Here is a 23,467-nt window from a genome sequence, read left to right on the forward strand (position 1 = left end):
ATCTAATCGCCAAGGCGTCAGAGCGGCAGTTGCAATGCGTAGCGCACGCGCTCCCGCAGCGCCAGGAAGGTGGGTTCCAGCGGCTCGGCGCTGGTGTCGACGCTGAACTCCGCCTTGGAATAGAAGGCCGCGCGGCCAGCCAGGATATGGCGCAAGTCTTCCATGGCCTCCTTGCTGGCGGCCATCGGGCGGAAGTCGCCCTGGGCGCGCACGCGGTTCATGTGATCTTCCGGGCTTGCCTGCAGCCACACCGTCGTGCAATGGGCCAGCAGCAGGTTGAAGGTGGCGGGGTCGGACACCAGGCCGCCGGGCGTGGCGATCACTGCTTCGGGATAGATCTGGATGGCTTCCTCCAGCGCGCGCCGCTCATAGCGGCGGTAGGCGTTCATGCCGTACAGGCCCTGGATTTCGGAGATGCTGCAGCCGGCGAACTTCTCGATCTCGCGGCTGAGTTCCACAAAGGGAAAGCCCAGGTCTTCGGCCAGCATGGCCCCCAGCGTGGACTTGCCGGCGCCGCGCAGCCCGATCAGCGCCACGCGCGGACTGCGCGCGGCGTTGCCGCCGCCGGTGCCAAGCATCTCGCCCACGGCAATGCGCACGCGGCGCAACGTGCCTTCATCGCGGTGTTCCAGCAGCTCCCGGATCAGCAGCCATTCCGGCGATGAGGTGGACACATCGCCAAGCAATTCGGCCAGCGAGCAGTGCAGCGCCGAGGCGATCTGCAGCAGCACCAGGATGGAAGCATTGCCGCTGCCATATTCCAGGTTGGCCAGGTGCCGCTCCGAAACCCCGGCAGCCAGCGCCGTGGCCTTGCGGGTCAGCCCCCGGCGCGAGCGGAGCTCACGCACGCGCTCGCCCAATGCGGCGAGAAAGGCGTTTTTCTCCACCCCGCCGGCTTCCGCGGCGCCACCGTTGCCTGGCACGGCATCGACGTCCTGCTCGCCGGCAGCCTCCCGCGTTAACCCGGGAACATGCAATATAGTGCTTGACATGGTTTCTTGGTGGCTCTATGTTTCACACATGCACAATAATGCATGAGGCGCGGGTATGCAACCCGGCTGAGTCTAACGGAGCCCCTTCCATGTCCCCCACCGAATTGCGCGAGCAGATCGCGCGGCTCACGGCCCGCATTGCCGGCCGCCCACTCGATGCCGCCCTGGATGCCTGGCTGAATGCCGAGCATGGCGCAGGCAGCACCACATACAACGAACTCAAGGCGGCCTGCCAGGCCGGCGTGGCCGAGGGCTGGCTGTGCGACCGCGAGGGCGGCGGCATCCGCTATGGCCGCATCTTCAAGCCGGCCGAGGACCTGCACGGGTTCTCCGTCGACGTGGTCGACATGCAAGACATCGCCGGGCCGCATCACACGCACCCCAATGGCGAGATCGACCTGATCGTGCCGATCGACGCCACCGCCGAATTCGACGGCCGCCCCGCCGGCTGGCTGGTCTGTCCGCCGGGCAGCGCACACCGGCCCACCGTCAGCCACGGCCGCGCGCTCGTGCTTTACCTGCTGCCCGACGGCCGCATCGACTTCACCCGCTGAGATTTCCTTCATGACCGAACTGCTTTCCAACTATCTTGGCGGCCGCTGGCAAGCCGGCTCTGGTGCCGGCGCAACGCTGTCCGACCCGGTGCTGGGCGATGCGCTGGTGCGCGTGGACGCCACCGGGCTCGACCTTGCCGCCGGCTTTGCCTTTGCGCGCGCGCAAGGCGGCGCCGCCTTGCGCGCCATGACCTACCGCGAACGCGCCGCCATGCTGGCCGCCATCGTCAAGATCCTGCAGGCCAGCCGCGATGCCTATTACGAGATCGCCACCGCCAACAGCGGCACCGTGCACAAAGATTCCGCCGTGGATATCGATGGCGGCATCTTCACGCTTGGCACCTATGCCAAGCTCGGCGACGCGCTGGGAGAGCGGCGCCACCTGATCGACGGCGATGCCGCGCGGCTCGGCAAGGACCCGCTGTTCCAGTCGCAGCACGTGCTGGTGCCCACGCGCGGCGTGGCGCTATTGATCAATGCCTTCAACTTCCCGAGCTGGGGCTTGTGGGAAAAGGCCGCGCCGGCACTGCTGGCGGGCGTGCCCGTGATCGTGAAGCCCGCGACGGCCACCGCCTGGCTGACCCAGCGCATGGTCAGGGATGTGGTGGATGCTGGCGTGTTGCCGCCCGGCGCGCTGTCGGTGGTGTGCGGCAGCGCGGCCGGACTGCTGGACCAGCTGCAGCCGTTCGATGTGGTCTCGTTCACCGGCTCGGCCCAGACCGCCGCGCTGATCCGCTCGCATGCGGCGGTGACGCAGCGCTCGGTGCGCGTCAATATCGAGGCCGACAGCGTCAACTCGGCCCTGCTGCTGCCCGGCGAAGCCGCCGGCAGCGAAGCGTTCGACCTGCTGGCCAGGGAAGCCGCGCGTGAGATGACGGTCAAGTCCGGGCAGAAATGCACGGCCATCCGCCGCATCTTCGTGCCCGAGGCGCTGTATGGCGCTGCCGCCGACGCCGTCGGCGCGCGGCTGGCCAAGGTCCCCGTGGGCAATCCCCGCCATGAAGCGGTGCGCATGGGCGCGCTGGTCAGCCGGGCGCAACTCGCCTCGGTGCGCGAAGGGCTGGGTTACTTGCAAGCGCAGGCCGAGGTGCTGCACGACGGGGCGACGCATGCGCTGGTCGATGCCGATCCGGCCGTGGCCTGCTGCGTCGGGCCCACGCTGCTAGGTACGCGCGATGCGGACGCCGCCGACCGCGTGCACGACACCGAGGTGTTCGGCCCCGTGGCCACGCTGGTGCCCTACCGCGATAGCGCTCATGCACTGGCGCTCGTGCGCCGGGGCCAGGGCTCGCTGGTGGCATCGCTCTACGGCAGCGATGCCGATGCGCTGGCCAAAGCCGCCGTGGAACTGTCCGACAGCCATGGCCGCGTCCACGTGATCTCACCCGAAGTTGCCCAGTTGCATACCGGCCACGGCAACGTCATGCCGCAATCGCTGCACGGCGGCCCGGGCCGCGCAGGCGGTGGCGAAGAGCTGGGCGGCTTGCGCGCGCTGAATTTCTATCACCGGCGCAGCGCCGTGCAGGCAAGCACCAGCGTGCTGGCACAGCTTTAATGCACCAGCAGCAGCACCGGCACCAGCACCAGCACCAGCACCGCCACGGCAAACCCACCAGAACATCGATCCATCGATCCGTCGATAGGGGGAGACAAGCATGACAGCCAAACCACAAGTCCAGCCACCCGGCACGCCGTTCAACTTCGCCCAGCACCTGATCGCGTGCAACGCGCAGCGCCCCGGCAAGACCGCCTACGTCGACGACCACGGCACGATGAGCTACGGCGAACTGGCCGAGCGCATCCGCCGTGTTGCCGCCGCGCTGCAGGCCTGCGGCATCCACCGGGAAGAACGCGTGCTACTGCTGATGCACGATGGCAACGACTGGCCGGTGTGCTTCCTCGGCGCGATGTATGCCGGCATCGTGCCGGTGGCGGTCAACACGCTGCTCACCGCCGACGACTACGCCTATATGCTGCAGCACAGCCGCGCGCAGGCCGTGCTGGTATCGGGCGCACTGCTGCCCGTGCTGCGGCAGGCCATGGCCCAGGGCAGCCACGAAGCCGGGACCGTGATCGTCTCGCGGCCCGCCGGTCCGCTGCCCGATGGCACGATCGCCCTCGAAGCGTGGATCGAGCGCAATGCGCCGCTAGCCGCGCCGGCCGGCACCGGCCCCGACGATCCCGGCTTCTGGCTCTATTCGTCAGGCTCCACCGGGCGCCCCAAGGGCGTGCTGCACAGCCAGGGCAACCCGTACTGGACCGCCGAGCTCTATGCCAAGCCGGTGCTGTCACTGGGCGAGGCCGACATCTGCTTCTCGGCTGCCAAGCTCTACTTTGCCTATGGGCTCGGCAATGCCCTGACCTTCCCGCTGAGCGTGGGCGCCACCGTCGTGCTGATGGCCGAGCGGCCAACCCCCGAGGCCACGTTCAGGCGCTGGCTGGATTATCAGCCGACCGTGTTCTTCGGCGCGCCGACCGGCTACGCGGGCATGCTTGCCGCGCCCGGGCTGCCCACGCGCGAGCAAGTCTCGCTGCGCCTGTGCTCCTCCGCCGGCGAGGCCTTGCCCGCCGACCTGGGCGAGCGTTTCACCGCGCATTTCGGCTGCGAAATCATCGACGGCATCGGCTCGACCGAGATGCTGCATATCTTCCTGTCCAACCGCCCCGGGCAGGTTCGCTACGGCACCACGGGCTGGCCGGTGCCGGGCTACGCGGTGGAACTGCGCGACGAAGACGGCCACGCCGTGCCCGACGGCGATGTGGGCGACCTCTATATCCAGGGCCCGAGCGCAGCACTGATGTACTGGGGCAACCGCGAAAAATCGCGCGAGACCTTCCGCGGCGGCTGGACCAAGAGCGGCGACAAATACGCGCGCAATGCCGACGGCAGCTACAGCTACGCCGGGCGCAGCGACGACATGCTCAAGGTCAGCGGCATCTATGTCTCCCCGTTCGAGGTGGAAGCCACACTGGCCCAGCACCCCGCGGTACTCGAAGCCGCCGTGATCGGCGTCCCCGACGACGCCGGCCTCACCAAGACCAAGGCCTTCGTGGTGCTCAAACCCGGCACGCAGGTCAGCGAGACAGAGCTGAAAGCCTTCGTCAAGGAACGGCTGGCGCCATACAAATACCCGCGCATCATCGAATTCATGGATGCGCTGCCAAAGACGGCCACGGGGAAGATCCAGCGCTTCAGGCTGCGGGAGATGGAAGGCGCGCCGGCGTGAGAAACAATGCGGGAGCACGCCAGCGCCCAACGGCATAACAGGCGCCCGCCCTCTCCCCCCACCCCTCTCCCACAAGTGGGAGAGGGGAGCCAACCGACGGCAAGATCAACCGATTGGTGTAGCCGTGTGAAGCGCCCGAAGGGCGGGCCACACCCCAACGCGATGCGAAGCGAGCCGTGAAGGTGTGCCAAGGCCGTATGGGGCGCCTCGGGCTTCGGCGAAAAGAGCGGAAAAGAGGGACCCATGTCTGAGTATCGCCCTAAGGCGATGCGAGTTTGGGTCCCGGCCGCTCTTTTCGCCGAAGCCCGAGGAGGTAGTCGCCCCATCCGGCGCGCCTTCTTTGCCTACTTTCTTGGCAAGACAAGAAAGTAGGTCGCCGCCCCGCAGGGGTGGTGAAACCGCCTTTGACTTTGACGTTTAGCACCCCCACCAAAAAAACAAAACCCAAAAGGAGCCCCCCATGCCCCACATCGACATCCACAAACTAGCCGACGAAGCCCGCTTCAACCGCTTCCACGCCCAAATCCTCCTCTGGTGCGCCCTCATCATCATCTTCGACGGCTACGACTTGGCCGTGGTCGGCATCGCGCTGCCGTCGATCATGAAGGGCATGGGCGTGGACGCCACCAGCGCCGGCTTCATGGTCAGCGCGGCGCTGTTCGGCATGATGTTCGGCGCCATCTTCATGGGCACCGTGGCCGACCGCATCGGGCGGCGCCGCGCCATCGCCATCTGCATCCTGCTGTTCAGCGTCTTCACCGCGGCGGCCGGCTTCACCAGCGATCCCGTAACGTTCAGCGTGACACGCTTCCTGGCCGGCCTGGGCATCGGCGGCGTCATGCCGAACGTGGTGGCGCAGATGACCGAGTACTCGCCGCGCAGGATTCGCGGGACCATGGTCACGCTGATGTTCAGCGGCTACTCGGTGGGTGGCATGCTGGCCGCGCTGCTGGGCAAAGGCATGATTGAAAGCTACGGCTGGCAATCAGTCTTCCTTGCCGCCGGCCTGCCGGCACTGCTGATCCCGGTCATCCTGAAGTCCTTGCCGGAGTCCATGCCCTTCCTGCTCAAATCGGGCCAGATCGACGCGCTCAAGCATATCGCCTCGCGCCTGGAGCCAGGCTACCAGCCCCAGCCCGGCGACCGGTTTGCACTGCCCGCCGGCGAGAAAGCGGGCGACGCGCCCATCGGCAAGCTGTTCCAGGACGGACGCGGCTTTTCCACGGTGATGTTCTGGGTGGCGTTCTTCATGTGCCTGTTCATGGTCTACGCGCTCAGTTCCTGGCTGGCCAAGCTGATGGCCGGCGCAGGCTATAGCCTGGGCTCGGCGCTCACCTTCGTGCTGGTGCTGAACTTCGGCGCCATGATCGGCGCCATCGGCGGTGGCTGGCTGGCGGACCGTTTCAATATCAAGTACGTGCTGGTGGGCATGTACGCCCTGGCCGCGGTATCGATCACGCTGCTGGGCTACCCGGTGCCCACCGCGCTGCTGTTCGTGCTGGTGGCGCTGGCCGGCGCCTCGACCATCGGCACGCAGATCGTCACCTACGCCTATGTGGGTCAGTTCTATCCGATGGCGGTCCGCGCGACCGGCATCGGCTGGGCGTCGGGCATCGGGCGCAGCGGGGCCATCCTGGCGCCGATCGTGATCGGCGCGCTGGTGGGCATGTCGCTGCCGCTGCGGCAGAATTTCGTGGCCATCGCCATTCCGGCGGTGATCGCGATGATTGCGGTGTTGCTGATCGATCATCGGCGCTCGGCTTCGGCGCAGCATGCCGAGGGCAAGACCGGGCATGCAGCACCCGTCGCGCTGGCGGCGGGGTCACACACAACATCATAAGGGGGGCGTGCGGCGCAGGCGCCGCCACGCATGCACTTACGGGTAAGATCGCGGTTCGCTCCGACCTGCCCGGTCGAGGGGCGCATCCCGAAAGTTCATTCAAATCCACAAACGATGACCCCATTTCGCGGAAAACTCCGGACGCGCCATCTGGAGATCATTCTCTCCGTCGCGGAACTTGGGAACCTGTCCAAGGCCGCCGAGCAATTGCACATGACGCAGTCCGGGCTCTCGCGGGCGGTTGCCGAGGTCGAGGAGATCGTTGCCGGGAAGCTGTTCGAGCGATCCGCAAAGGGCATGATGGCCACCGCGCTCGGGGCCGCCATGTGCCGCCATGCGGCCTTGCTCCTGAGCGACTTCCACAAGGCCGAGGCGGATCTGGGCGCCATCGCCAGGGGCGATCTCGGCAACATGATCCTGGGCTGCTTCTCGATGTTCAGCCGGTGGCCGCTGGCGGAGGCCATTCTCCTGTTCCGCCAGGCGAATCCGCGCGTGGAGATCACGGTGGAAGTCGGATCGCACGAGGCCCTGATCGAGAAACTGGATGCGGGCGCGATCGACCTGCTCATCAGCCGCGCCCCGAGAAGCCAGAGCGCGGAAACCTACCGGACCGCCGCGCTGGTGCATGACAGCATTGTGCTTGCGTGCGCACCGGATCATCCGCTGGCCAGGCAGGATGTCGATATCGCGACGTGCGTCCAGTACCCCTGGATCTCCGCGCCACCAGGAAGCATCCTGCGGGAAATGCTGGTGCATGAAATCCGGGAAGCCGGTCTCCCTGCGCCGGAAATCGTGGGCGCGCTCTCGCTGGAACTAGGGCGCGAACTGATGTCGCGCGGCCACTTCCTGTGGCAGCTCCCCGAAAGCGTTGCACGCTTCATGGCCGCGCGCGGCGAGGTTTGCATCCTCCCGCTGACGTTCAACCTCAGTCTTGGTCCGCTATCGGCCATCTGGCGGCGCGACCGGACCAGCACGCGGCAGACGCGCAGCCTTATCCTCAGCCTGCGGCGCGTCGTCGAATCCTCCTGGGACGCAGGCAGCCACTGAGCCTGCGGCTTGCCCCATTCGCGGGCAATCGCACACCCCTTCAAAGCCGTCCGCACCGCGCTTGTGCCACTGCGTTTTCCCGTGCCGTGGCCCGCGTCCGCCATGCTTTTTCAACTGCCTCCAGGCGCTGGCACAGGCCATGCGACCTACGCATGGCGCTTCTCAAATTCGTCATGCCTTGCCGCGCCACCTTCGCTCTACCATCGGTATCGGTCACAGGCCAAAGACATCGCCCACGCGGCAAGTCTTCGCCGGATATCAGAGAGATCGCCACCTTGTACTGCTGAACGTGAGCGCTCCAACCGAAACCGCAAAAGGAGGAAGCAATGAGGAAGAAAGGCCGCAGGTCTGCCATCACGGGAAGTGCATTTCCACGAATTCATCTGCGCCGGCTTTGCCTGGCAAGCCTGGCGACAACCGCGCTGGGCATGGCGGCCAATGCATCGGCAGCGCAGCCCGACGGGGTCTCACTCAGCGGCCTGGTTACGGCAGGCCCCACGGTGACGTCGAATGTCGGAGGGGCTTCCCGCTATGGCGTCGACTCCGGCCCGTACCGGCCCAACTACATCGCCATGAACGGTTCCGAGACGCTCTCGCCGGACATGGCGGCGTACTTCAGGCTGGCCGGCCGGTTCTTTGCGGATAACGGCCAGACGGTCGGGCAGCTCTTCAACACCAACGCGATCGTTGGCCTGCGCGGTTCGCTGGGCGACCTCGCCCTGGGATACACGCGGGACTTCATGTTCGATTTCCTGACGATCCCGGGCTTCAGCGGCTCGTGGTTCGGCGGCATCTGGGGCAGCCCGCAGGGGCCGTTCCTGAATTTTGGCGGCGTCTATAGCCCGGCTCGCGTGGGTTCGTTCGACGCCGACCGGACCAACGGCGAAGCGCTGGCCAACGCGGCCAAGTACACCAAGCAGTTCGGGCCGCTCAAGCTCGGCGCGATGTACGCCCTTGGCGAGCGCACCACCTCGATCAACGACGGAAGCACCTATAGCCTCGGCGCACTCTACGAAACCCCGCGCTATGGCGCCGCCGTCGCCTACACGGATTTCAGGGATAGCAGCACGCCGACCAGCCGTGCGCACTTCCAGACGATGGGCCTGGGGGCGAAGTGGAACATCGGAGAGTCGACGATTGCCGGGTCTTACACCCGCGTGAGAAACGCGCTCACCAATGGCGCGATCGACACGTTCGGCGCTGGCGCGACAGTGCCTGTGGGCGAGAGCTACACGATCAACCTCCACTACCAGTACATGAAGGGCAACGCGGCGCTGCAGGATCGCTACGCGCATCAGGTCCTGCTGAAACTGGACAAGGCGCTGTCGCTGAGAACCCATGTCTACCTGCAAGCCGCGTTCCAGAAGGCGGGGGGCACCGCGGACGCCAAGGCCTTTATCAACGGCGCTGCCGGCCCGTCGGACAGCAACAAGCAAGTACTGTCCGGGCTCTTTGTCGAGCACGCATTCTGAGCGGAACGAGCGCCTACCATGAAAAATCCCCCATTGCGTGCCGATCCCCTGGACATCTCCGAGGTGATCGACAACATCCCGCCCAATCGACAACGCCGCCGCATCATCGCCATCTGCTTTGCCGTGGTTGCGCTCGAGGGCTTCGATGCGGCCATCATTGGATTCATTGCGCCGCAGGTCGCCACGCACTTCGGCGCGAAGCCTGCCGAGATCTCCGCTGCCATCGCAGCGGGCATGTTCGGGCTGCTGCTCGGCTACATCACCGCGGGAAGCGTTGCCGATACGCGAGGACGAAAGCCTGTGCTTGTGGCCGGCACGCTCGCGTTTGCACTAGCCACCCTCGCCTCTGCGTTCAGCGCGTCGCTATTCCAGCTGGTGGCATGGCGATGCCTGACCGGCGTGGGCGTTGGCGTGGCGATGCCCGCCGTTGCCGCGCTGCTGGCGGAACTGCTGCCCGCCCGCCGGCGCGCCTCCGCGCTCTCCGGCGTGTTCTGCGGATTCCTGTTCGGCTCTGCCGCGGCGGGCTTCCTGACGGGGCACCTGATCGATGGCATCGGCTGGCAGGGGCTGTTTCTCCTCGGCGGCATCGGGCCGCTGCTGCTCGTTCCCGCCATCCTTGCGCTCTTGCCCGAGTCGCCAGCCTTCCTGGTGCAAACCGGGGCCGGTTCGGGCCAGGTATGCGCCGCCCTGGCCAAGCTGGGCGCGCCCCAGCCTGGCGCAGCGGTGTTCAAGGCCCCCGCGCCGCCGGCCGAGATCAAGAAGGGCAGCGTGGCGCAGCTCTTCAGTACGCAGTACCGGTCAACCACGGTGCTGCTCTGGCTACTGATGTTCCTGATACTGGGCAGTTTCTATGTCATCGCGAGCTGGCTCCCGACATTGATCAAGAGTACCGGGGAAAGCGTTGCCATGGCCTCCAGGACAGCCTCCCTGTTCCAGTTTGGCGGCCTGGCCGGCGCGGTGGTCGGTGCCTTCGCCATCCGGCGCATCACGCCGCTGAATTTTGTCGGGATCGCCTTGCTGGCCGGTGCCGCCAGCCCGCTTCTGATCGCCTCGCCCGATGCCACGGCAGGGTACGCCATCGCCGTGTTCTGCTCGGGCTTCCTGATCAGCGGGCCCATCGTCGTGCTCAACGCCGTCGCGGTTGCGGCCTACCCCACGCAGATACGTTCCGTGGGCGCGGGCTGGGCCAGCGCGCTCGGCCGCGTGGGATCGCTGGCGGGCGCGGGCTGCGTCGGGCTGTTGATCAAGTCCGGCGTGGGGCTGCCCGAGATCATCGCCGCTGTCAGCGCCGCGGTGCTGGTGTGCGCCGTGATCGTACCGTTCCTTATCCGCAAGTTGCGTGAACCTGGAGTCTGATCCAATGCCTGTCAAAGAGAAATCCGTTGTGGTGTCCTTGTCCATCGGCGCCCTCCGTGGCGAGGCGACCGATGGCGTCCTTGCATTTCGCGGGGTGCCTTATGGCGAGCGAGCCCATCCAGGGAGCCGGCTATCCGAAGTGATGCCCCCATCCGCATGGACTGGCGAACGCGATGCCACCGCGCTCGGCGCGGTCTTTCCGCAAGCGCCTTCGCGCCTGGCCACGGTCATGGGCAACGGCATCGACCGTAACCCGCAATCCGAAGACGCATTCCTCCTCAATGTGTGGGCGCCGCGGGATGCGCAGCGCCGGCCGGTGCTGGTGTTTATTCACGGTGGCGGCTTTCTCACCGGCGGTGGCACCGCTGCCTGGTATGACGGCGAACGCTTGGCCAGGGAGAGCGGGATGGTAGTGGTTACGGTCAACTACCGGCTTGGCGCGCTGGGACATTTCACCGACGCCAGCGATGCGCGCGGCGCCAATCGCGCCGTTCGCGACCTGATTCGCGCCCTGGAATGGGTGCAGGAGCATATCAGCCGGTTTGGCGGCGATCCGGCGCGCGTCACGGTGGGCGGCCAGTCGGCCGGGGCCTACTACGCCTGGTTGCTCGGCGTCAGCCCCGCGTCGAAGGGGCTGCTCCAGCGCAACGCCATGTTCAGCCTGCCGGCCCTGCCGCCGCTGTCGCCGGACGACGCGCATCGCACGAGCCTCGCGTTGCTCGACGCCGCAGGCGCGCAAGACATCGGCGCGTTGTCGGTCAATGACATGCTTGCCGCGCAGGGCCAGTTGATGCGCTCGCGCGCCAGTTTCGGTGAAGTCTCGGTCGGCTTCCGGCCGGTGGCAGAAGAAGGCCTTGTCCCCGAGTGGCTCTTCGACCTGCCGCGCGCGGCCAGGCAAGCGCACGTGTCAGCGTCCCTGCTAGGCTTTACGGCTGACGAGAGTAGCGCCTTCATGGCGGCGGCGCCCGAGGTGGTGCAAGCCACCGAGCCCCGGGTCAAAGCCTGGTTCGAAGCCGAATTCGGGACGGATGCGATGAAGTACTATGCCGCCTTTGCCGCCGCGCGCCCGGCTCACACGCCGTACACCCAGATCGTCGATGCGAGCGGGTACAAGCTGTTCGGCGCGACGGCACGCGAGATCGCCAGCGCTCTCGCCAGCGCGGCCAAGCCTGTCTATCCATACCGGTTCAGCGTACAGAGCCGCGTGCCAAACCTCATGAGCCCGCACTGCCTGGAACTGCCCTTCCTGTTCGGCAACCGCGGCAACTGGCTCGATGCGCCCATGATTGCCGATATCCCAGATGAGACATACGAGAACGTGGGCACCGCATTCCGCCTGGCCATATCCAGCTTTGTCACGACGGGCAAGCCAGCCACGCTGTCCGGTGCTGCCTGGCGGCCCTTCGATGTCGCCGAGCCGGGCATCGCGGACATCGCGGATGCCGGCATCTCCTGGAAGCCGTGGCATCCCCTGCTTGCCACGTAATGCCAGCCATGAGCCGGCGCGGGCATTGCGTGGACCTGAACCTTGGGGCATTCGTCTCCGGCTGACAACAGCCGCCCCGCTCTGTGTGGCGGCAGACATTCGCAGCCATCTCCTGGTCCCAGACTCATCCATGTACGTGACTGGCCCCTAGCACCGTACCTTCGCCCCGCCATGCCCTTTCCCAGGCTGGCGGGGCTCCTTTGCGCTCCGGCAGGAGCGTCGAGAGTCGTCAAGTCAAGCCACCGATGCCATCACCGGGCCAGCCGTGCCCCCGGCCACATCCGTACCACCAGGGCCCCGACGGCCGTCGCGGTCGACAACAGCGTCACCGCCATCCAGCCCCAGCGCGCCAGCAGCACGCTGCCCAGCGCGGCGCCGGCCGCCATGCCCACGAACATGCCGACAAACAACACCGCATTGAGGCGGCTGCGGGCGCCAGGCTCGATGCCGTAGACGATGGTCTGGTGCGCTACCAGCGTCACTTGCACACCAAGGTCGAAGCCCAGCGCGCTGGCGCCAATCAGCCACAGCCGTGCGTGCGGTGCGAGCAGCGGCGAGAGCAGCATCCCGGCGAACGAGATCGCGGTCAGCGCGATGCCCAAGCGGGTGACGAGCTCCGGGCCCTTGCGGTCTGCCAGGCGGCCGGCCAGCGGTGCGGCGAGCGCGCCGGCGGCACCGGCCAGGCCGAATGCGCCAGCAGCCGCGCTGCCCAGGTGGAACGGCGCGCCGTGGAGCATCACGGCCAGGGTCGACCAGAATGCGCTGAAGCCAACCGACAGCAGCCCTTGCGACAGCGTCGCCCGGCGCAGCGCGCCGTGCTTCTGCCACAGCTTGCCGAGCGAGCCCAGCAGCGCGCTGTACGCAAGATGGGTAGTGGGCTTGAAGCGCGGCAGGCCGCGCGCGGCCACCACGCCGATCAGCGCAATGCTGGCCGCTGCGATCACGAACATGATGCGCCAGCCGAAGTGCTCGGCCACAAACCCGCTGAGCACGCGCGAGAGCAGGATGCCGAGCAGCAGCCCCGTCATCACTGTGCCGACGACCTTGCCCCGGTGCGACTCTGGCGCCAGCGTGGCGGCGGCTGGCACGATGTCTTGCGCCATCGTCGCAGCCAGCCCGATCGCCAGGCTGGTGGCCAGCAGCAGCCCGATGCCGGAGGCGGCGCCGCTGGCCAGCAGCGCGACGCTGAGCACGGCAGCCTTGGCCAGGATGATGCGCCGGCGGTCGTAGCGGTCGCCTAGCGGCGCCAGCAGCAGGATGCCCAGCGCATAGCCAAGCTGCGTGAGCGTGGGCACCAGGCCGACCGCCGCATCGGACGCGCCGATGTCCGGGCCCAGCACGCCGAGCATGGGCTGGCTGTAGTACAGCGACGCCACCGCCAGGCCAGCGCCCGCGGCAAGCAGCAGGACCAGCCGTGCGGGCAGGCCGCTGGCAGGGGAATCCGCCGTTTGCGCTGCGCGCGCGGCAGCGGTGGTATGTGTGGCTTGAATGGAAGACATTGCGTTAGCCCTCGGTTGGAAAACATGGCTGGAGTTTGCCGGTGGCCCTCGGCACGTGGTAGTACTACACTTCGCACAATGGCTATACGCCAGACGCATGACCAACAGCCGCCATGCCGGAAACCATGAAAACCCAGCCCTCCGCTCCAACCGCCCCAGTCGCTCCGGTCACCTCCTCGACGCCTTCCGCCGACCGCGTCGAGCTGATGCAGACCTTCGTGCGGATCGTCGAGGCCGGCAGCCTGTCGGCGGCCGCCGCGCAGCTAGGCACCACCCAGCCCACCATCAGCCGCCGCCTGCAAAGCCTGGAGCGCTCGCTTGGCCTGCGCCTGCTGCAGCGCTCGACCCATGCGATGAAGCTCACCGAGGATGGCGAGCGCTGCTTTGGGCGCGCCAAGGAGCTGGTAGCGGGATGGGAGGCTTTCGAAGCGGACCTGCGCGGCGCCGGTGACGAGCCCGAAGGCACGCTGCGGGTCGTGGTGCCGCATGCCTTCGGGCAGCAGCAGCTGGTGGGGCCGCTGGCGGAGTTCCTGCGCCGTCACTCGCGGGTGACGGTAGAGTGGCTGTTGTATGACCGGACACCGGAATTCATTGCCGACGGCATCGACTGCGCCATCCACGTTGGCGAGGTGAGCGACCCGTCGGTGGTGGCGATCCGGCTTGCCGAGGTGCCCCGCATCGTCGTTGCCGCCCCTGCCGTGCTGGAAGGCTCGGCGATGCCCTCGCACCCGAACGAGCTGGCCATGCTGCCCTGGCTTTCCCTGCGCACCTTCTATCGCAATGAGGTGACGCTGACCCATGCGGTGACAGGCGAGAGCCAGCGGCTGACGTTCCGCCCGCGCCTGGGCACCGACAGCCTGTATGCGTTGCGCAGCGCGGCGGCGCTGGGACTGGGCGTGGCCGTGGCGTCGGCCTGGCTGATGGCCGAGGATATTGCACAGGGCCGGCTGCTGCACCTGGTGCCCGAGTGGCAGGCATCGTCGCTGCCGATGTACCTGATCTATCCCTATGCGAGCTTTTACCCCGCCAAGCTGCGCCGCTTTGTGGAGACGATGCGGCAATGCGTGCCGGCGACCATGGCAGGCTGAATCCAGGCCGAGCGCAAGCTGCCGCCGGGCGGCAGGCTCAAGATCGAGGGGCTCGGCATCGACCTGCCGGGCCGCTTCGAGCCATAGCCAAAGCCCGGAGCCACCCCGGCCCCATCAGATCTCGTCCGGCACCCGGTCCAGGTCCTTCATCCACACCACGGACTCCGAATCGCTCGGTGCCCGCCAGTCTCCGCGCGGCGACAGCGAGCCACCCGACCCCACCTTGGGCCCGTTGGGCACGCACGAACGCTTGAACTGGCTGGTCCGGAAAAAACGGTCGAGGAAGATGCGCAGATTGCGCTTGATGTCGGCCACCGTGTACACGTTGCGCACCACGTCCAGCCCGTCGGGCCAGTTGCCCTTGTCGCGCTCGCCCCATGCGCTCAGGGCAAGGAAAGCGATCTTGGTCGGCGTAAAGCCGAAGCGCAGCGTGTAGTACAGGTTGAAATCCTGCAGCTCATACGGACCGATGAAATTCTCGGTCTTTTGCTGGGGCGCGTCGGCGGAGGCGCCCGGCACCAGTTCCGGGCTGATCTCCGTGCCAAGCACGTCGAGCAGCACGTCCGAGCCGGCATTGCCGATCTGCCCGGTCTCCGCCACCCAGCGGACCAGGTGCGAAATCAACGTCTTGGGCACGCTGGCGTTCACGTTGTAATGCGACATGTGGTCGCCCACGCCATACGTGCACCAGCCCAGGGCCAGCTCGCTCAGGTCGCCGGTGCCGATCACGATGGCGTGGCTGTGATTGGCGAAGCGGAACAGATGGTTGGTGCGCTCGCCGGCCTGCACGTTCTCGAACGTGACGTCGTACACAGGCTTGCCGGACGCATAGGGGTGCTCGAGGTCCTTGAGCATCTCGACGCAGCTTGGCCGGATGTCGATCTCCTTGGCCACGCAGCCCACCACCTCCATCAGCTTGCGCGCCTGGAGCAGCGTGCGCTCGCTGGTGGCAAAGCCCGGCATGGTGATGCCGATGATGTTGGTGCGCGGCAGCTTCAGCCGATCCATGGCCTTGGCGCACACCAGCAGCGCGTGCGTGGAATCCAGCCCGCCGGAGACGCCGATCACCACCTTGGAGATGCCGCTGGACGACAGCCGCTGGACCAGCGCCTGCACCTGGATGTTGTAGACCTCGCTGCAGCGCTCGTCGCGCCGCCGCGCGTCCGACGGCACGTAGGGGAACCGCTCCACCGTCCTGCGCAGCGGCAATGGCTTGTCCAGCGCCGGGTTCATGGCGAAGGGGATCACCTTGAACTTCGCCACCTCCGCGCCATGGCGCCGCACCGAGTGGCCGAACGTGGTCTGGTGCATGCGCTCGCGCGACAGGCGCTCGAGGTCGACATCCGCAAAGGTCAGGTGCGAGCGGTCCGCAAAGCGCTCGGACTCCGCCAGCAGCTCGCCGTTCTCGTAAATCAGCGCCTGCCCGTCCCACGCCAGGTCGGTCGACGACTCGCCCTTGCCCGCCGAGCTGTACAGGTACGCCGCCAGGCAGCGCGCCGACTGCTGGCTGACCAGCTGATGCCGGTAGCCGGACTTGCCGACCACGATGTTGGAGGCCGACAGGTTCACCAGCACGGTCGCGCCCGCCAGCGCCGCGAACGACGACGGCGGAATCGGCACCCACACGTCCTCGCAGATCTCCACATGGAAGCGCAAGAACGGCACGTCTTGCGCCTCGAACAGCAGGCCGGCGCCAAAGGGCACCTTGCTGCCGCAAAGCGGCACCTCGGTGGCTACCGCACTATCGGCCGAACTAAACTGCCGCGCCTCGTAGAACTCCCAGTAGTTCGGCAGGTACGTCTTTGGCACCACGCCAAGGATGCGCCCGCCGGCTACCACCGCCGCGCAGTTGAACAGTTGATGCTCGACCCGCAGCGGCAGCCCCACCACCAGCGTCGCGGCAATCGACCTGGACGCGTCGACGATAGCGCCAAGCGCCGCCTCGCAGGCGTCGAGCAAGGCGCGCTGATGGAACAGGTCGTCGCAGGTGTAGGCGGACAAGCCCAGCTCCGGAAAGGCCACCAGCGCCGCACCCTGGCTGGCGGCATCCCTGGCCAGCGCGATTGTCTCGGCGGCATTGAAGGCCGGATCGGCCACGCGGCACACCGGCACGCCCACGGCCACGCGGACAAAGCCATGGGCGTAGATATTGAGGAACGGGTTCTTCTTGTCAGTCGTGTCAGTCGTGTCAGTCATGTCAATCATCCTTGCACTGCGCGGTGCGGCGCTTGCGGCGCAAGCCGGGCGGGAAAGTGGGTTGTGCGGTATATGGCGCAATTCTACGACGCGCGCGGCTGGCGGTGCTGGCGTGTGTTCGGAGGGGGCCGGCAGCCTGTTTCCAGTTGCGCTCGCAAGGCGCCTCGGCGTCGTCAAGCCGGCGTCCGCCCCTCCCAGTCAGCCCTGCGCGGGCGCGGCGCAAACGCGGCGGATCGCCTGCACCAGTTGATCGAGCTTGAGCGGCTTGGTCAGGAAGGCATCGAAGCCCGCCTGCGCCGCGCGCGCCGGATCGCTCGATGCCGACAAGCCCGTGCAGGCGATCGCGGGCAAGCGGGCCGTGCGGGGCAACGCGCGCAGCGCCTTGAGCAGATCATAGCCATTCGTGCCGGGCATCTGGATATCGGTGATCAGCACATCGAAGTCATCCGTCTCGGCGGCCATCAGGGCGCTGGCGGCACCTGCCGCCACGCGCGCCACGGCGCCCTCCGCCTTGAGCAGGGCGCTCAGCGCATCAAGCAGATCGAGGTTGTCATCCACCAGCAGGATCCGCACCCCCGCGAGCAGCGGCCCGGCGGCACGGCCACCGGCACCCTGCGCCGGAACCGGCCGCAACGGCAACGTCACGGTGAAACATGCGCCGTGCCCGGGCCCGGCCGACGCCGCGCTGACCGTGCCGCCCTGCAGCTCAACCAGTTGCCGGACCAGCGACAGGCCAATGCCAAGCCCTTGCCCCGCGTGACGGCGCGCATCGCTCCCCTGCCGGAACATGTCGAAGATGTGGGCCAGCGCGCCGGGATCGATGCCTTCGCCGTCGTCCTCCACCCTGATGCGCGCACAGTCGGCATCCACCGTCACGCCGACCAGCACATGCCCGCCGCGGCTGGTGAACTTGACCGCATTGCCAACCAGGTTCCAGAGGATCTGCTCGACCCGGACCGGGTCGGCCCAGACCATGCAATCGGGCGACGCCGAGTCCATGCCTAGCTGCAGGCCCCGTTGCGCCGCCGGCTGCCGGAAAGCGGCAATGACCTGCATCGCGATGGCGCGCAGGTTGACCCGCGCGGCGGCCAGCGCAAGCTTGCCGGTGCGCAGACGGGAAAGGTCGAGCAGGTCGTCGATGATGCGGCCCTGCATGCCGACCGCGCGCACGATGGCCATCGCGCCATCCAGGATGCCGGGGCTCTCCTGGGCCTCCTTGCTGCGCAGCAGGGTCTCGGCCTTGAGCTGGATCATGTTGAGCGGGTTCTTCAGCTCATGGCTGACCATGGCCAGGAAATCGTCCTTGGCGCGCATCAGCGCCTCCGCCTGTTCGCGCGAACTGCGCTCCTGCGTGAGCTGCCGTTGATGCAGGTGCTCGGCTTCGCGCTGCGCGGTCAGGTCCTGCGAGATCTTGGCGAAGCCCTGGAAGTCATTGCTGGCAACAGGGGTCATGATGCCGCTGCAGTACAGCAGCGTGCCGTTCTTGCGCGCCATCCAGCGCTGGTCTTCGGCCCGCCCTTCGCGGCTGGCCCGGGCGCGTTCCGCCGCCGGGATGCCCTGCTCGCGGTCGGGCGCGGAAAAGATCGCGTCGGCGGACTGGCCGATCATCTCGCTGGCGGCATAGCCGAACAAGCGCTCGGCGCCGGAGTTCCAGCTCACCACCCTCCCCAAAGGGTCCTGCACGATGATGGCGTAGTCGCGCGTGCTTTGCGCGGCGAGCTGCAGCTTGGCGATGCTGTCGCGCGCGCGTTGCTCCGCGGCGCGGCGGGCCGTGATATCGACAAAGGTCGCGACCGCCCCGTCGATGCGGTCGTCCACCGTGCGATACGGCGCCACGCGGGTCAGGAACCAGCGATTGTCCACGCTGCAGACCTCGCGCTCGACCGTGCCCAGCGTCTCGAACGCGCTGCGTGCGTCGTCCGCCAGCGCCGGATACTGCAGCCGGTGCGTCAAATCGAGCAGCGGCCGGCCCAGGTCGGTGGGAATGATATTGAAGAGCTCCACCACCTTCGGCGTATAGCGCTTGATGCGCATCTGCCGGTCCACGAACAGGCTCGCAATCTCGGTCGCCGAAATCAGGTTCAGCAGATCGTCGCTGACCTTGGCGGCTTCCTCGATCCGCTCGCGCAACTCCGCGTTGAGCGTCACCAGCTCTTCGTTGATCGATTGCGCTTCTTCCTTGCTGGCTTCGAGCTCCTCGGTGGCCGAGCGCAACTCCTCGTTCATGGCCTGCAGTTCTTCGTTGGAGGCCTTCAGTTCCTGCCCGGAAGCCTCGGATTCCTCGATGGTGATCTGCAGCTGGTCGCGCGTGAAGCGCAGCTCGTCTTCCATATGCTTGATGACCGCGTCCAGACCGTCGGGGGCATCGGCCGCGGCCGCGTCGAGCTGGAAATCGGCGATCGCGTCCTGCACCTCGTCGAACAGAACCAGCACAAAACTGGCACCCGCGCTCGGCTCGCGAAACGGCCGCACGGTCATGTTGACGAACGGGGCGGCCTGGCCGTCGCCGCTAGCCAACCTGACCCTGCGCGCTTGCACGCTGCGGCCCGTGCGCACAGCCTGGTACAACGCCGCCTGCAGCTCGGTGCGCAGCGGCGGATGCACCAGCGCCAGCAGGTTGCGCGTGGGTTCGCCACCCACGTAGCGCAGGAAACGCCCGGCGTGCTCGGACATGTGCACGACATCGCCGACTTCGTTGATGATGACGCTGGGCGGGGCATATTGCTCCAGCACGCGCTGGTGCAGCCCGGCAAACGTGAACGGCCGCACCGCCGCCCCATGCCGCGCCGCGCCTGGCGTGGGCAGCGCGGCAGGCGGCTGCTGGGCGACCCGCCGGTACGGCGCGGCACTGCTGCGCGCCACGGCCTTGGCCTGGTAGATCCGCTGCCGCTTGTCCACCGGCACAAAAAGACGCTCAAGGCCATCGGCCGACTCGGAACTGCCGAGCAGCAGGTAGCCGTTGGGCTGTAGCGCGAAGTGGAACGTCTCCAGCGCCTGCCTCTGTGCGTCGCGGTCAAGATAGATCAACAGGTTGCGGCAGGAGATCAGGTCGAGCCGAGAGAAGGGCGGATCGCGCAGCACGTTATGCAGCGCGAACAGCATCGACTCGCGTATCTGCTTGTTGATCTTCGCGCCCTGCTGGGCAGGCAGGAAAAACTGCCGCATCCGCGCAGGCGAAATACTGTCGACGCTGGCTGCGCCATAGTGCCCGGCGCGCGCCATCGCGATGGCGCGTTCGTCGATATCGGTGGCGAACACCTGGATGCCCGGCCGGGCCCGGCCCTCCAGCCGTTCAAGCTGCTCATGCAGCAGCATGGCGATCGAGTAAGCCTCTTCGCCGGTCGAGCAACCCGCCACCCACGCCCGGACCTGCTCGTTCTCGTCCTTGTGCTCGAACAGGCGGGGCACCACGGTCTCTTCCAGTGCGGCGAAAGCCTTGGTGTCGCGGAAGAACCCCGTCACGCCAATCAACATGTCCTGCAGCAGCGCCTGCGCCTCGGCACGATCGGTGTCGAGCATGTCGCGGTAGTCGGCCAGGCAGGTCAGCGCGTGGATATGCATGCGCCGCTGGATGCGCCGCAGCACAGTGGGCGGCTTGTAGTGCCGGAAATCGTGGTTGGTACGGGTGCGCAGCGTGAGCAGGATATCGCTCACCGCCTGCGCATCCGTGCCGGCGGCATCGGCCTGGCCAGCGCCGGGGGCATCGCTGGCGGCGGGTGCCTTCGCGCTGTCTTCGTTCGCATCCGGCGCGGCGGGCAGGGCGCGCTGGCCGCGCCACAAGCGCTCCAGCTCGCCGGCAATGGCGACCGCGTCCAGGGTCAGGTCCACCACCTGGGCATCGATGGCGCTCTGCGGCATTTCCGGATGTTTGCTATCCGCCGGGCGCTGCGCCAGGACGATGCCGCCCTGGGCGCGGATATGCCTGGCGCCCAGGGTGCCGTCCGTGCCGGTGCCGGACAGCACCACGGCCACGGCGCGCTCCCGGTACGCGGCGGCCAGGCTCTCGAACAGCTTGTCGATGGCAACCGGACGCGCGGGGCGGCGAGTTGCCGCCTCCAGCTCGAGCCGCCCTTCGCTGACCGTGAGGATGGTGCCGGGCGCAATCAGGTAGACATGGTCAGCTTGCAGCGGCATGGGCTGGTCGACCTGGGTCACCGGCATCCGGGTAGCGCTCTGGAACACGGCAGCGGCGTTGCTCGGCTGGTCCGGTGCCAGGTGCATCGCCACCACGAACGCGGCCCCGGGGGCCTCGGACAAGCCGGCCAGCACCTGCAAGATGGCTTCGACACCGCCTGCGGACGCGCCGATGCCCACGACCGGCATTGGGCAGGCCGCCGGGGCTGGCGTATCCGGAGCGATAGACGCATCGCCCTCCGACCCCGGTGTCCCGGCGTGAGTCTCTGTCATTGTCCGTCCTCTGTCGCCGCGACGCTGCAGGCGGTGCATTGTATCCAGCCACAGGCGGGAAAGCGAAGCGCGGCGCGGCAACCTGTCCCCATACCGCGCTGCCGGCCGCGAGCAGCGACGGCGTCACACCATGTGATTGTAGGATGCGGCGCGAGCCAGGACGAAAGGAGCCGAAGCCGCAAGCGCCGCACGGCTGCGGCAATAACCCTGCCGCCGTGTGTGCGCGCACGCTGCACTATCATGTCGGGCATCCGAAGATGACTTCACATGAAACTCTCATCCGTCGTACGCTGCCTCGCGGCGATCTCGTGGCTTGGGGCGGCGCTGGCAGGCATGCCGGCCCGGGCCAATGCCAATGCCAATGCCGGCACCACCCCCGGCGGCGACTTCCCGCAGCGGCCAATCCGCCTGGTCGTGACCTTTCCGCCGGGGGGCGGCACCGATACCCTGGCGCGGGTGATCGGCACGGAACTTGGGCGCAGCCTCGGGCAGGCCGTGGTGGTGGACAACCGGCCCGGCGCCAGCGGCAATATCGGCGCGGAGCTGGTGGCAAGGAGCCCGGCCGATGGCTATACCCTGCTGGTGGTCAACAGCAGCTTCGCCATCAATCCCGGCGTGTTCCGCAAGCTGCCCTTCGATCCGGGCAAGGACTTCAGCGCGGTCATCGCGTTTGCGTCGGTGCCGTCCGTGATCGCCGTGCCGGAACACTCCCCGATCCATAGCTTCAAGGACCTGATCGCTGCCGGCCGCTCGGGCAAGCCGCCAAGCTATGCGTCGTGCGGCAACGGCACGCCGCAGCACCTGGCGGGCGAGTTGCTGAAGATCTCGGCAAGGATCGATCTGCTGCACATTCCCTACAAGGGCTGCGCACCCGCCATGACCGACGTGCTGGGCGGCCAGGCGGACGTCAGCATCAACACACTCACCAACACCCTGCCCTACCTAAAGACCGGCAAGCTGCGCGCGCTGGCGGTCACGTCCCGTGGCCGCTCGCCGTTCCTGCCTGAGGTGCCGGCGGTCAGCGAGCTTGGCCAGCCGGGCTACGACGTCGACCAGTGGTTCGGCATCCTGGCGCCAGCGGGCACGTCGCCCGAGGTCGTGCAAAAGCTCAACCAGGAAATCGCCAGGGTCATTGCCAGGCCGGAAGTCAGGGCCAACCTGGCGAACCTGGGATTCGCCACCACCCACAGCACGCCAGCGCAATTCCAGCGGGTCGTGAACGCGGATATCACGCGGTGGACCAAGCTGGCCCTGCGGATCGGCCTCAAGGCTGACTGATGCAAATCGATGCAAGGACAGGACGACTTCAGCACAAGGGCTCGGCCTGCAGGTAAGCCGCGGCCTGCGGCCATGGCCTGAAGCCCACGGCCTTGCGGCCTGCCTGCACAGCGCCGAAGTCGCTCGCGGCCAGGCTTTCGGCCAGCAGCTTGCCGAAGGCGTTCAGCAAGACATCGGAGGTCAGCCCGGAGGGGCCCGCCAGGGCCGGGCAGATGATCCAGGTGGTGTCGTCACGCGTGAACATCCGCAGTGATTTCACCAGGTCGGCGGGCTGCAGTTTCTCGTCCCGCACCGCCGCGTAGTCCAGGGCGAACGCGTTGACGAAATCGTCCGTATGCCGGTGGCCCAGGCACACCACCACCTTGGGCCGCCAGCGCGCGCACATCTCCGCCAGGAAGCGGAAGCGTCCGCCGTGCCGGCACAGATCCAGGTAGCGCTCCTTGGGCACCAGCGCCGGCTGGCCGCGGAACACCCTGGACCAGGGAGTCAGGCCATCGAGCTGCATGGGCAGGGGAAACAGGTTGAGCTTGAACTCGGCCCCGCAGGCGGCATACAGGTGGTGCTCGTAGTAAGGCTTCCAGTCGGCATCGGCATCGTCATCGCGCAAGCCCAGCACCTCGGCGCGGGCGGCGGCCATGATGCGGGCAATGCGCTGGTGGCTAAGCCATTTGCCCATGCTGGCGCGGTGCGCGGCGCGAAACGCCGCGTCCCAGGCCAGCGGCGCCAGGCGCGGCTTGAGTGGCGCGCGCAGGTGCTCGGACCAGGGATGCGGGCTCCTGTCGCAAAACCAGACCGAGGCCCGCGGATTGCCCCCCTCCATCCCCACATATGAAGCAAAGTAAGTGTCTAGTTCCTCTCTTGTGAACACCGTTGTATTTTCCATGCTGCCCCCCTGATTGCCTGGTGGGTCCCCTCTTCAGCTCTTGCCGCAGCGTGCCGGCGTCCATGGGGCCGCGCGTGCCGTTGCGATCGTTCGCCGGATATCCCACGCCGGCCAGGGCTGGCGCTGAATCGTTCCGGGCATT

15 protein-coding genes are annotated in these 23,467 nt (G+C 67.3%); 10 read left to right on the forward strand and 5 right to left on the reverse strand.

The features are described from left to right. Window positions 1-17 precede the first annotated feature (17 nt). Complete coding sequence (locus tag A9975_RS16490; protein WP_183033767.1) at window positions 18-992, reverse strand: helix-turn-helix transcriptional regulator; 975 nt, start codon at window positions 990-992, stop codon at window positions 18-20. A gap of 89 nt (window positions 993-1,081) precedes the next feature. On the opposite strand from A9975_RS16490, the gene A9975_RS16495 reads away from it, so the two are divergent. The 8 genes from A9975_RS16495 (at window position 1,082) to A9975_RS16530 (ending at window position 11,974) form a co-directional block, all read left to right on the forward strand. Continuing rightward, on the forward strand, window positions 1,082-1,546 hold the full coding sequence (locus A9975_RS16495) for a DUF4863 family protein (protein ID WP_183033768.1): 465 nt from the start codon (window positions 1,082-1,084) through the stop codon (window positions 1,544-1,546). Between the two features lie 10 nt (window positions 1,547-1,556). After that, window positions 1,557-3,101, forward strand: coding sequence for a 3,4-dehydroadipyl-CoA semialdehyde dehydrogenase (locus tag A9975_RS16500; protein WP_183033769.1), 1,545 nt, complete (start codon window positions 1,557-1,559; stop codon window positions 3,099-3,101). A gap of 100 nt (window positions 3,102-3,201) precedes the next feature. Beyond that, the gene (locus A9975_RS16505) at window positions 3,202-4,773 is read left to right on the forward strand and encodes a benzoate-CoA ligase family protein (protein WP_183033770.1); all 1,572 of its coding nucleotides are present in this window, start codon (window positions 3,202-3,204) and stop codon (window positions 4,771-4,773) included. Between the two features lie 460 nt (window positions 4,774-5,233). Next, window positions 5,234-6,613: an MFS transporter gene (locus tag A9975_RS16510; protein WP_183033771.1), complete on the forward strand. Its 1,380-nt coding sequence runs from the start codon at window positions 5,234-5,236 to the stop codon at window positions 6,611-6,613. Between the two features lie 30 nt (window positions 6,614-6,643). Continuing rightward, entirely contained in the window at window positions 6,644-7,660 is a 1,017-nt protein-coding gene (locus A9975_RS16515; RefSeq protein WP_255503260.1) for a LysR family transcriptional regulator, read from the forward strand. A gap of 326 nt (window positions 7,661-7,986) precedes the next feature. Then, a complete protein-coding gene (locus tag A9975_RS16520) occupies window positions 7,987-9,132 on the forward strand; it encodes a porin (RefSeq protein WP_183033772.1) in 1,146 nt (381 codons plus the stop codon). An 18-nt stretch (window positions 9,133-9,150) separates the two neighbouring features. Further along, on the forward strand, window positions 9,151-10,488 hold the full coding sequence (locus A9975_RS16525; RefSeq protein ID WP_183033773.1) for an MFS transporter: 1,338 nt from the start codon (window positions 9,151-9,153) through the stop codon (window positions 10,486-10,488). Window positions 10,489-10,492: 4 nt separating this feature from the next. Next, entirely contained in the window at window positions 10,493-11,974 is a 1,482-nt protein-coding gene (locus A9975_RS16530; protein ID WP_183033774.1) for a carboxylesterase family protein, read from the forward strand. Between the two features lie 251 nt (window positions 11,975-12,225). Here A9975_RS16530 and A9975_RS16535 read toward each other — a convergent pair whose 3' ends face one another. Continuing rightward, window positions 12,226-13,473 (reverse strand): MFS transporter, encoded by a 1,248-nt coding sequence (locus tag A9975_RS16535; protein WP_183033775.1) that lies wholly within the window; start codon window positions 13,471-13,473, stop codon window positions 12,226-12,228. 125 nt (window positions 13,474-13,598) lie between these two features. Here A9975_RS16535 and A9975_RS16540 point away from each other — a divergent pair, with 125 nt between their 5' ends. Next, on the forward strand, window positions 13,599-14,561 hold the full coding sequence (locus A9975_RS16540) for a LysR family transcriptional regulator (protein WP_255503261.1): 963 nt from the start codon (window positions 13,599-13,601) through the stop codon (window positions 14,559-14,561). Between the two features lie 114 nt (window positions 14,562-14,675). Here A9975_RS16540 and A9975_RS16545 read toward each other — a convergent pair whose 3' ends face one another. Both A9975_RS16545 and A9975_RS16550 read right to left on the reverse strand, forming a co-directional pair. Beyond that, complete coding sequence (locus A9975_RS16545; protein ID WP_183033776.1) at window positions 14,676-16,757, reverse strand: NAD(+) synthase; 2,082 nt, start codon at window positions 16,755-16,757, stop codon at window positions 14,676-14,678. Between the two features lie 198 nt (window positions 16,758-16,955). Beyond that, on the reverse strand, window positions 16,956-21,164 hold the full coding sequence (locus A9975_RS16550; RefSeq protein WP_255503262.1) for a CheR family methyltransferase: 4,209 nt from the start codon (window positions 21,162-21,164) through the stop codon (window positions 16,956-16,958). 267 nt (window positions 21,165-21,431) lie between these two features. Here A9975_RS16550 and A9975_RS16555 point away from each other — a divergent pair, with 267 nt between their 5' ends. After that, window positions 21,432-22,442: a tripartite tricarboxylate transporter substrate binding protein gene (locus A9975_RS16555; RefSeq protein ID WP_183033777.1), complete on the forward strand. Its 1,011-nt coding sequence runs from the start codon at window positions 21,432-21,434 to the stop codon at window positions 22,440-22,442. Window positions 22,443-22,470: 28 nt separating this feature from the next. On the opposite strand, the gene A9975_RS16560 is transcribed toward A9975_RS16555, so the two are convergent. Beyond that, window positions 22,471-23,325, reverse strand: coding sequence for a transcriptional regulator (locus A9975_RS16560; RefSeq protein ID WP_255503263.1), 855 nt, complete (start codon window positions 23,323-23,325; stop codon window positions 22,471-22,473). Between the last annotated feature and the right edge of the window lie 142 nt (window positions 23,326-23,467).

Origin of the sequence: Cupriavidus sp. UME77 (assembly GCF_014170355.1) — a bacterium.
GTDB classification, from domain to species: domain Bacteria; phylum Pseudomonadota; class Gammaproteobacteria; order Burkholderiales; family Burkholderiaceae; genus Cupriavidus; species Cupriavidus basilensis.

Coding starts and splice junctions, on each gene's coding strand:
- A9975_RS16490 (WP_183033767.1), bottom strand. CDS start 992: ATGTCAAGCACTATATTGCATGTTCCCGGGTTAACGCGGGAGGCTGCC.
- A9975_RS16495 (WP_183033768.1), top strand. CDS start 1,082: ATGTCCCCCACCGAATTGCGCGAGCAGATCGCGCGGCTCACGGCCCGC.
- A9975_RS16500 (WP_183033769.1), top strand. CDS start 1,557: ATGACCGAACTGCTTTCCAACTATCTTGGCGGCCGCTGGCAAGCCGGC.
- A9975_RS16505 (WP_183033770.1), top strand. CDS start 3,202: ATGACAGCCAAACCACAAGTCCAGCCACCCGGCACGCCGTTCAACTTC.
- A9975_RS16510 (WP_183033771.1), top strand. CDS start 5,234: ATGCCCCACATCGACATCCACAAACTAGCCGACGAAGCCCGCTTCAAC.
- A9975_RS16515 (WP_255503260.1), top strand. CDS start 6,644: ATGCACTTACGGGTAAGATCGCGGTTCGCTCCGACCTGCCCGGTCGAG.
- A9975_RS16520 (WP_183033772.1), top strand. CDS start 7,987: ATGAGGAAGAAAGGCCGCAGGTCTGCCATCACGGGAAGTGCATTTCCA.
- A9975_RS16525 (WP_183033773.1), top strand. CDS start 9,151: ATGAAAAATCCCCCATTGCGTGCCGATCCCCTGGACATCTCCGAGGTG.
- A9975_RS16530 (WP_183033774.1), top strand. CDS start 10,493: ATGCCTGTCAAAGAGAAATCCGTTGTGGTGTCCTTGTCCATCGGCGCC.
- A9975_RS16535 (WP_183033775.1), bottom strand. CDS start 13,473: ATGTCTTCCATTCAAGCCACACATACCACCGCTGCCGCGCGCGCAGCG.
- A9975_RS16540 (WP_255503261.1), top strand. CDS start 13,599: ATGAAAACCCAGCCCTCCGCTCCAACCGCCCCAGTCGCTCCGGTCACC.
- A9975_RS16545 (WP_183033776.1), bottom strand. CDS start 16,757: ATGACTGACACGACTGACACGACTGACAAGAAGAACCCGTTCCTCAAT.
- A9975_RS16550 (WP_255503262.1), bottom strand. CDS start 21,164: ATGACAGAGACTCACGCCGGGACACCGGGGTCGGAGGGCGATGCGTCT.
- A9975_RS16555 (WP_183033777.1), top strand. CDS start 21,432: ATGAAACTCTCATCCGTCGTACGCTGCCTCGCGGCGATCTCGTGGCTT.
- A9975_RS16560 (WP_255503263.1), bottom strand. CDS start 23,325: ATGGAAAATACAACGGTGTTCACAAGAGAGGAACTAGACACTTACTTT.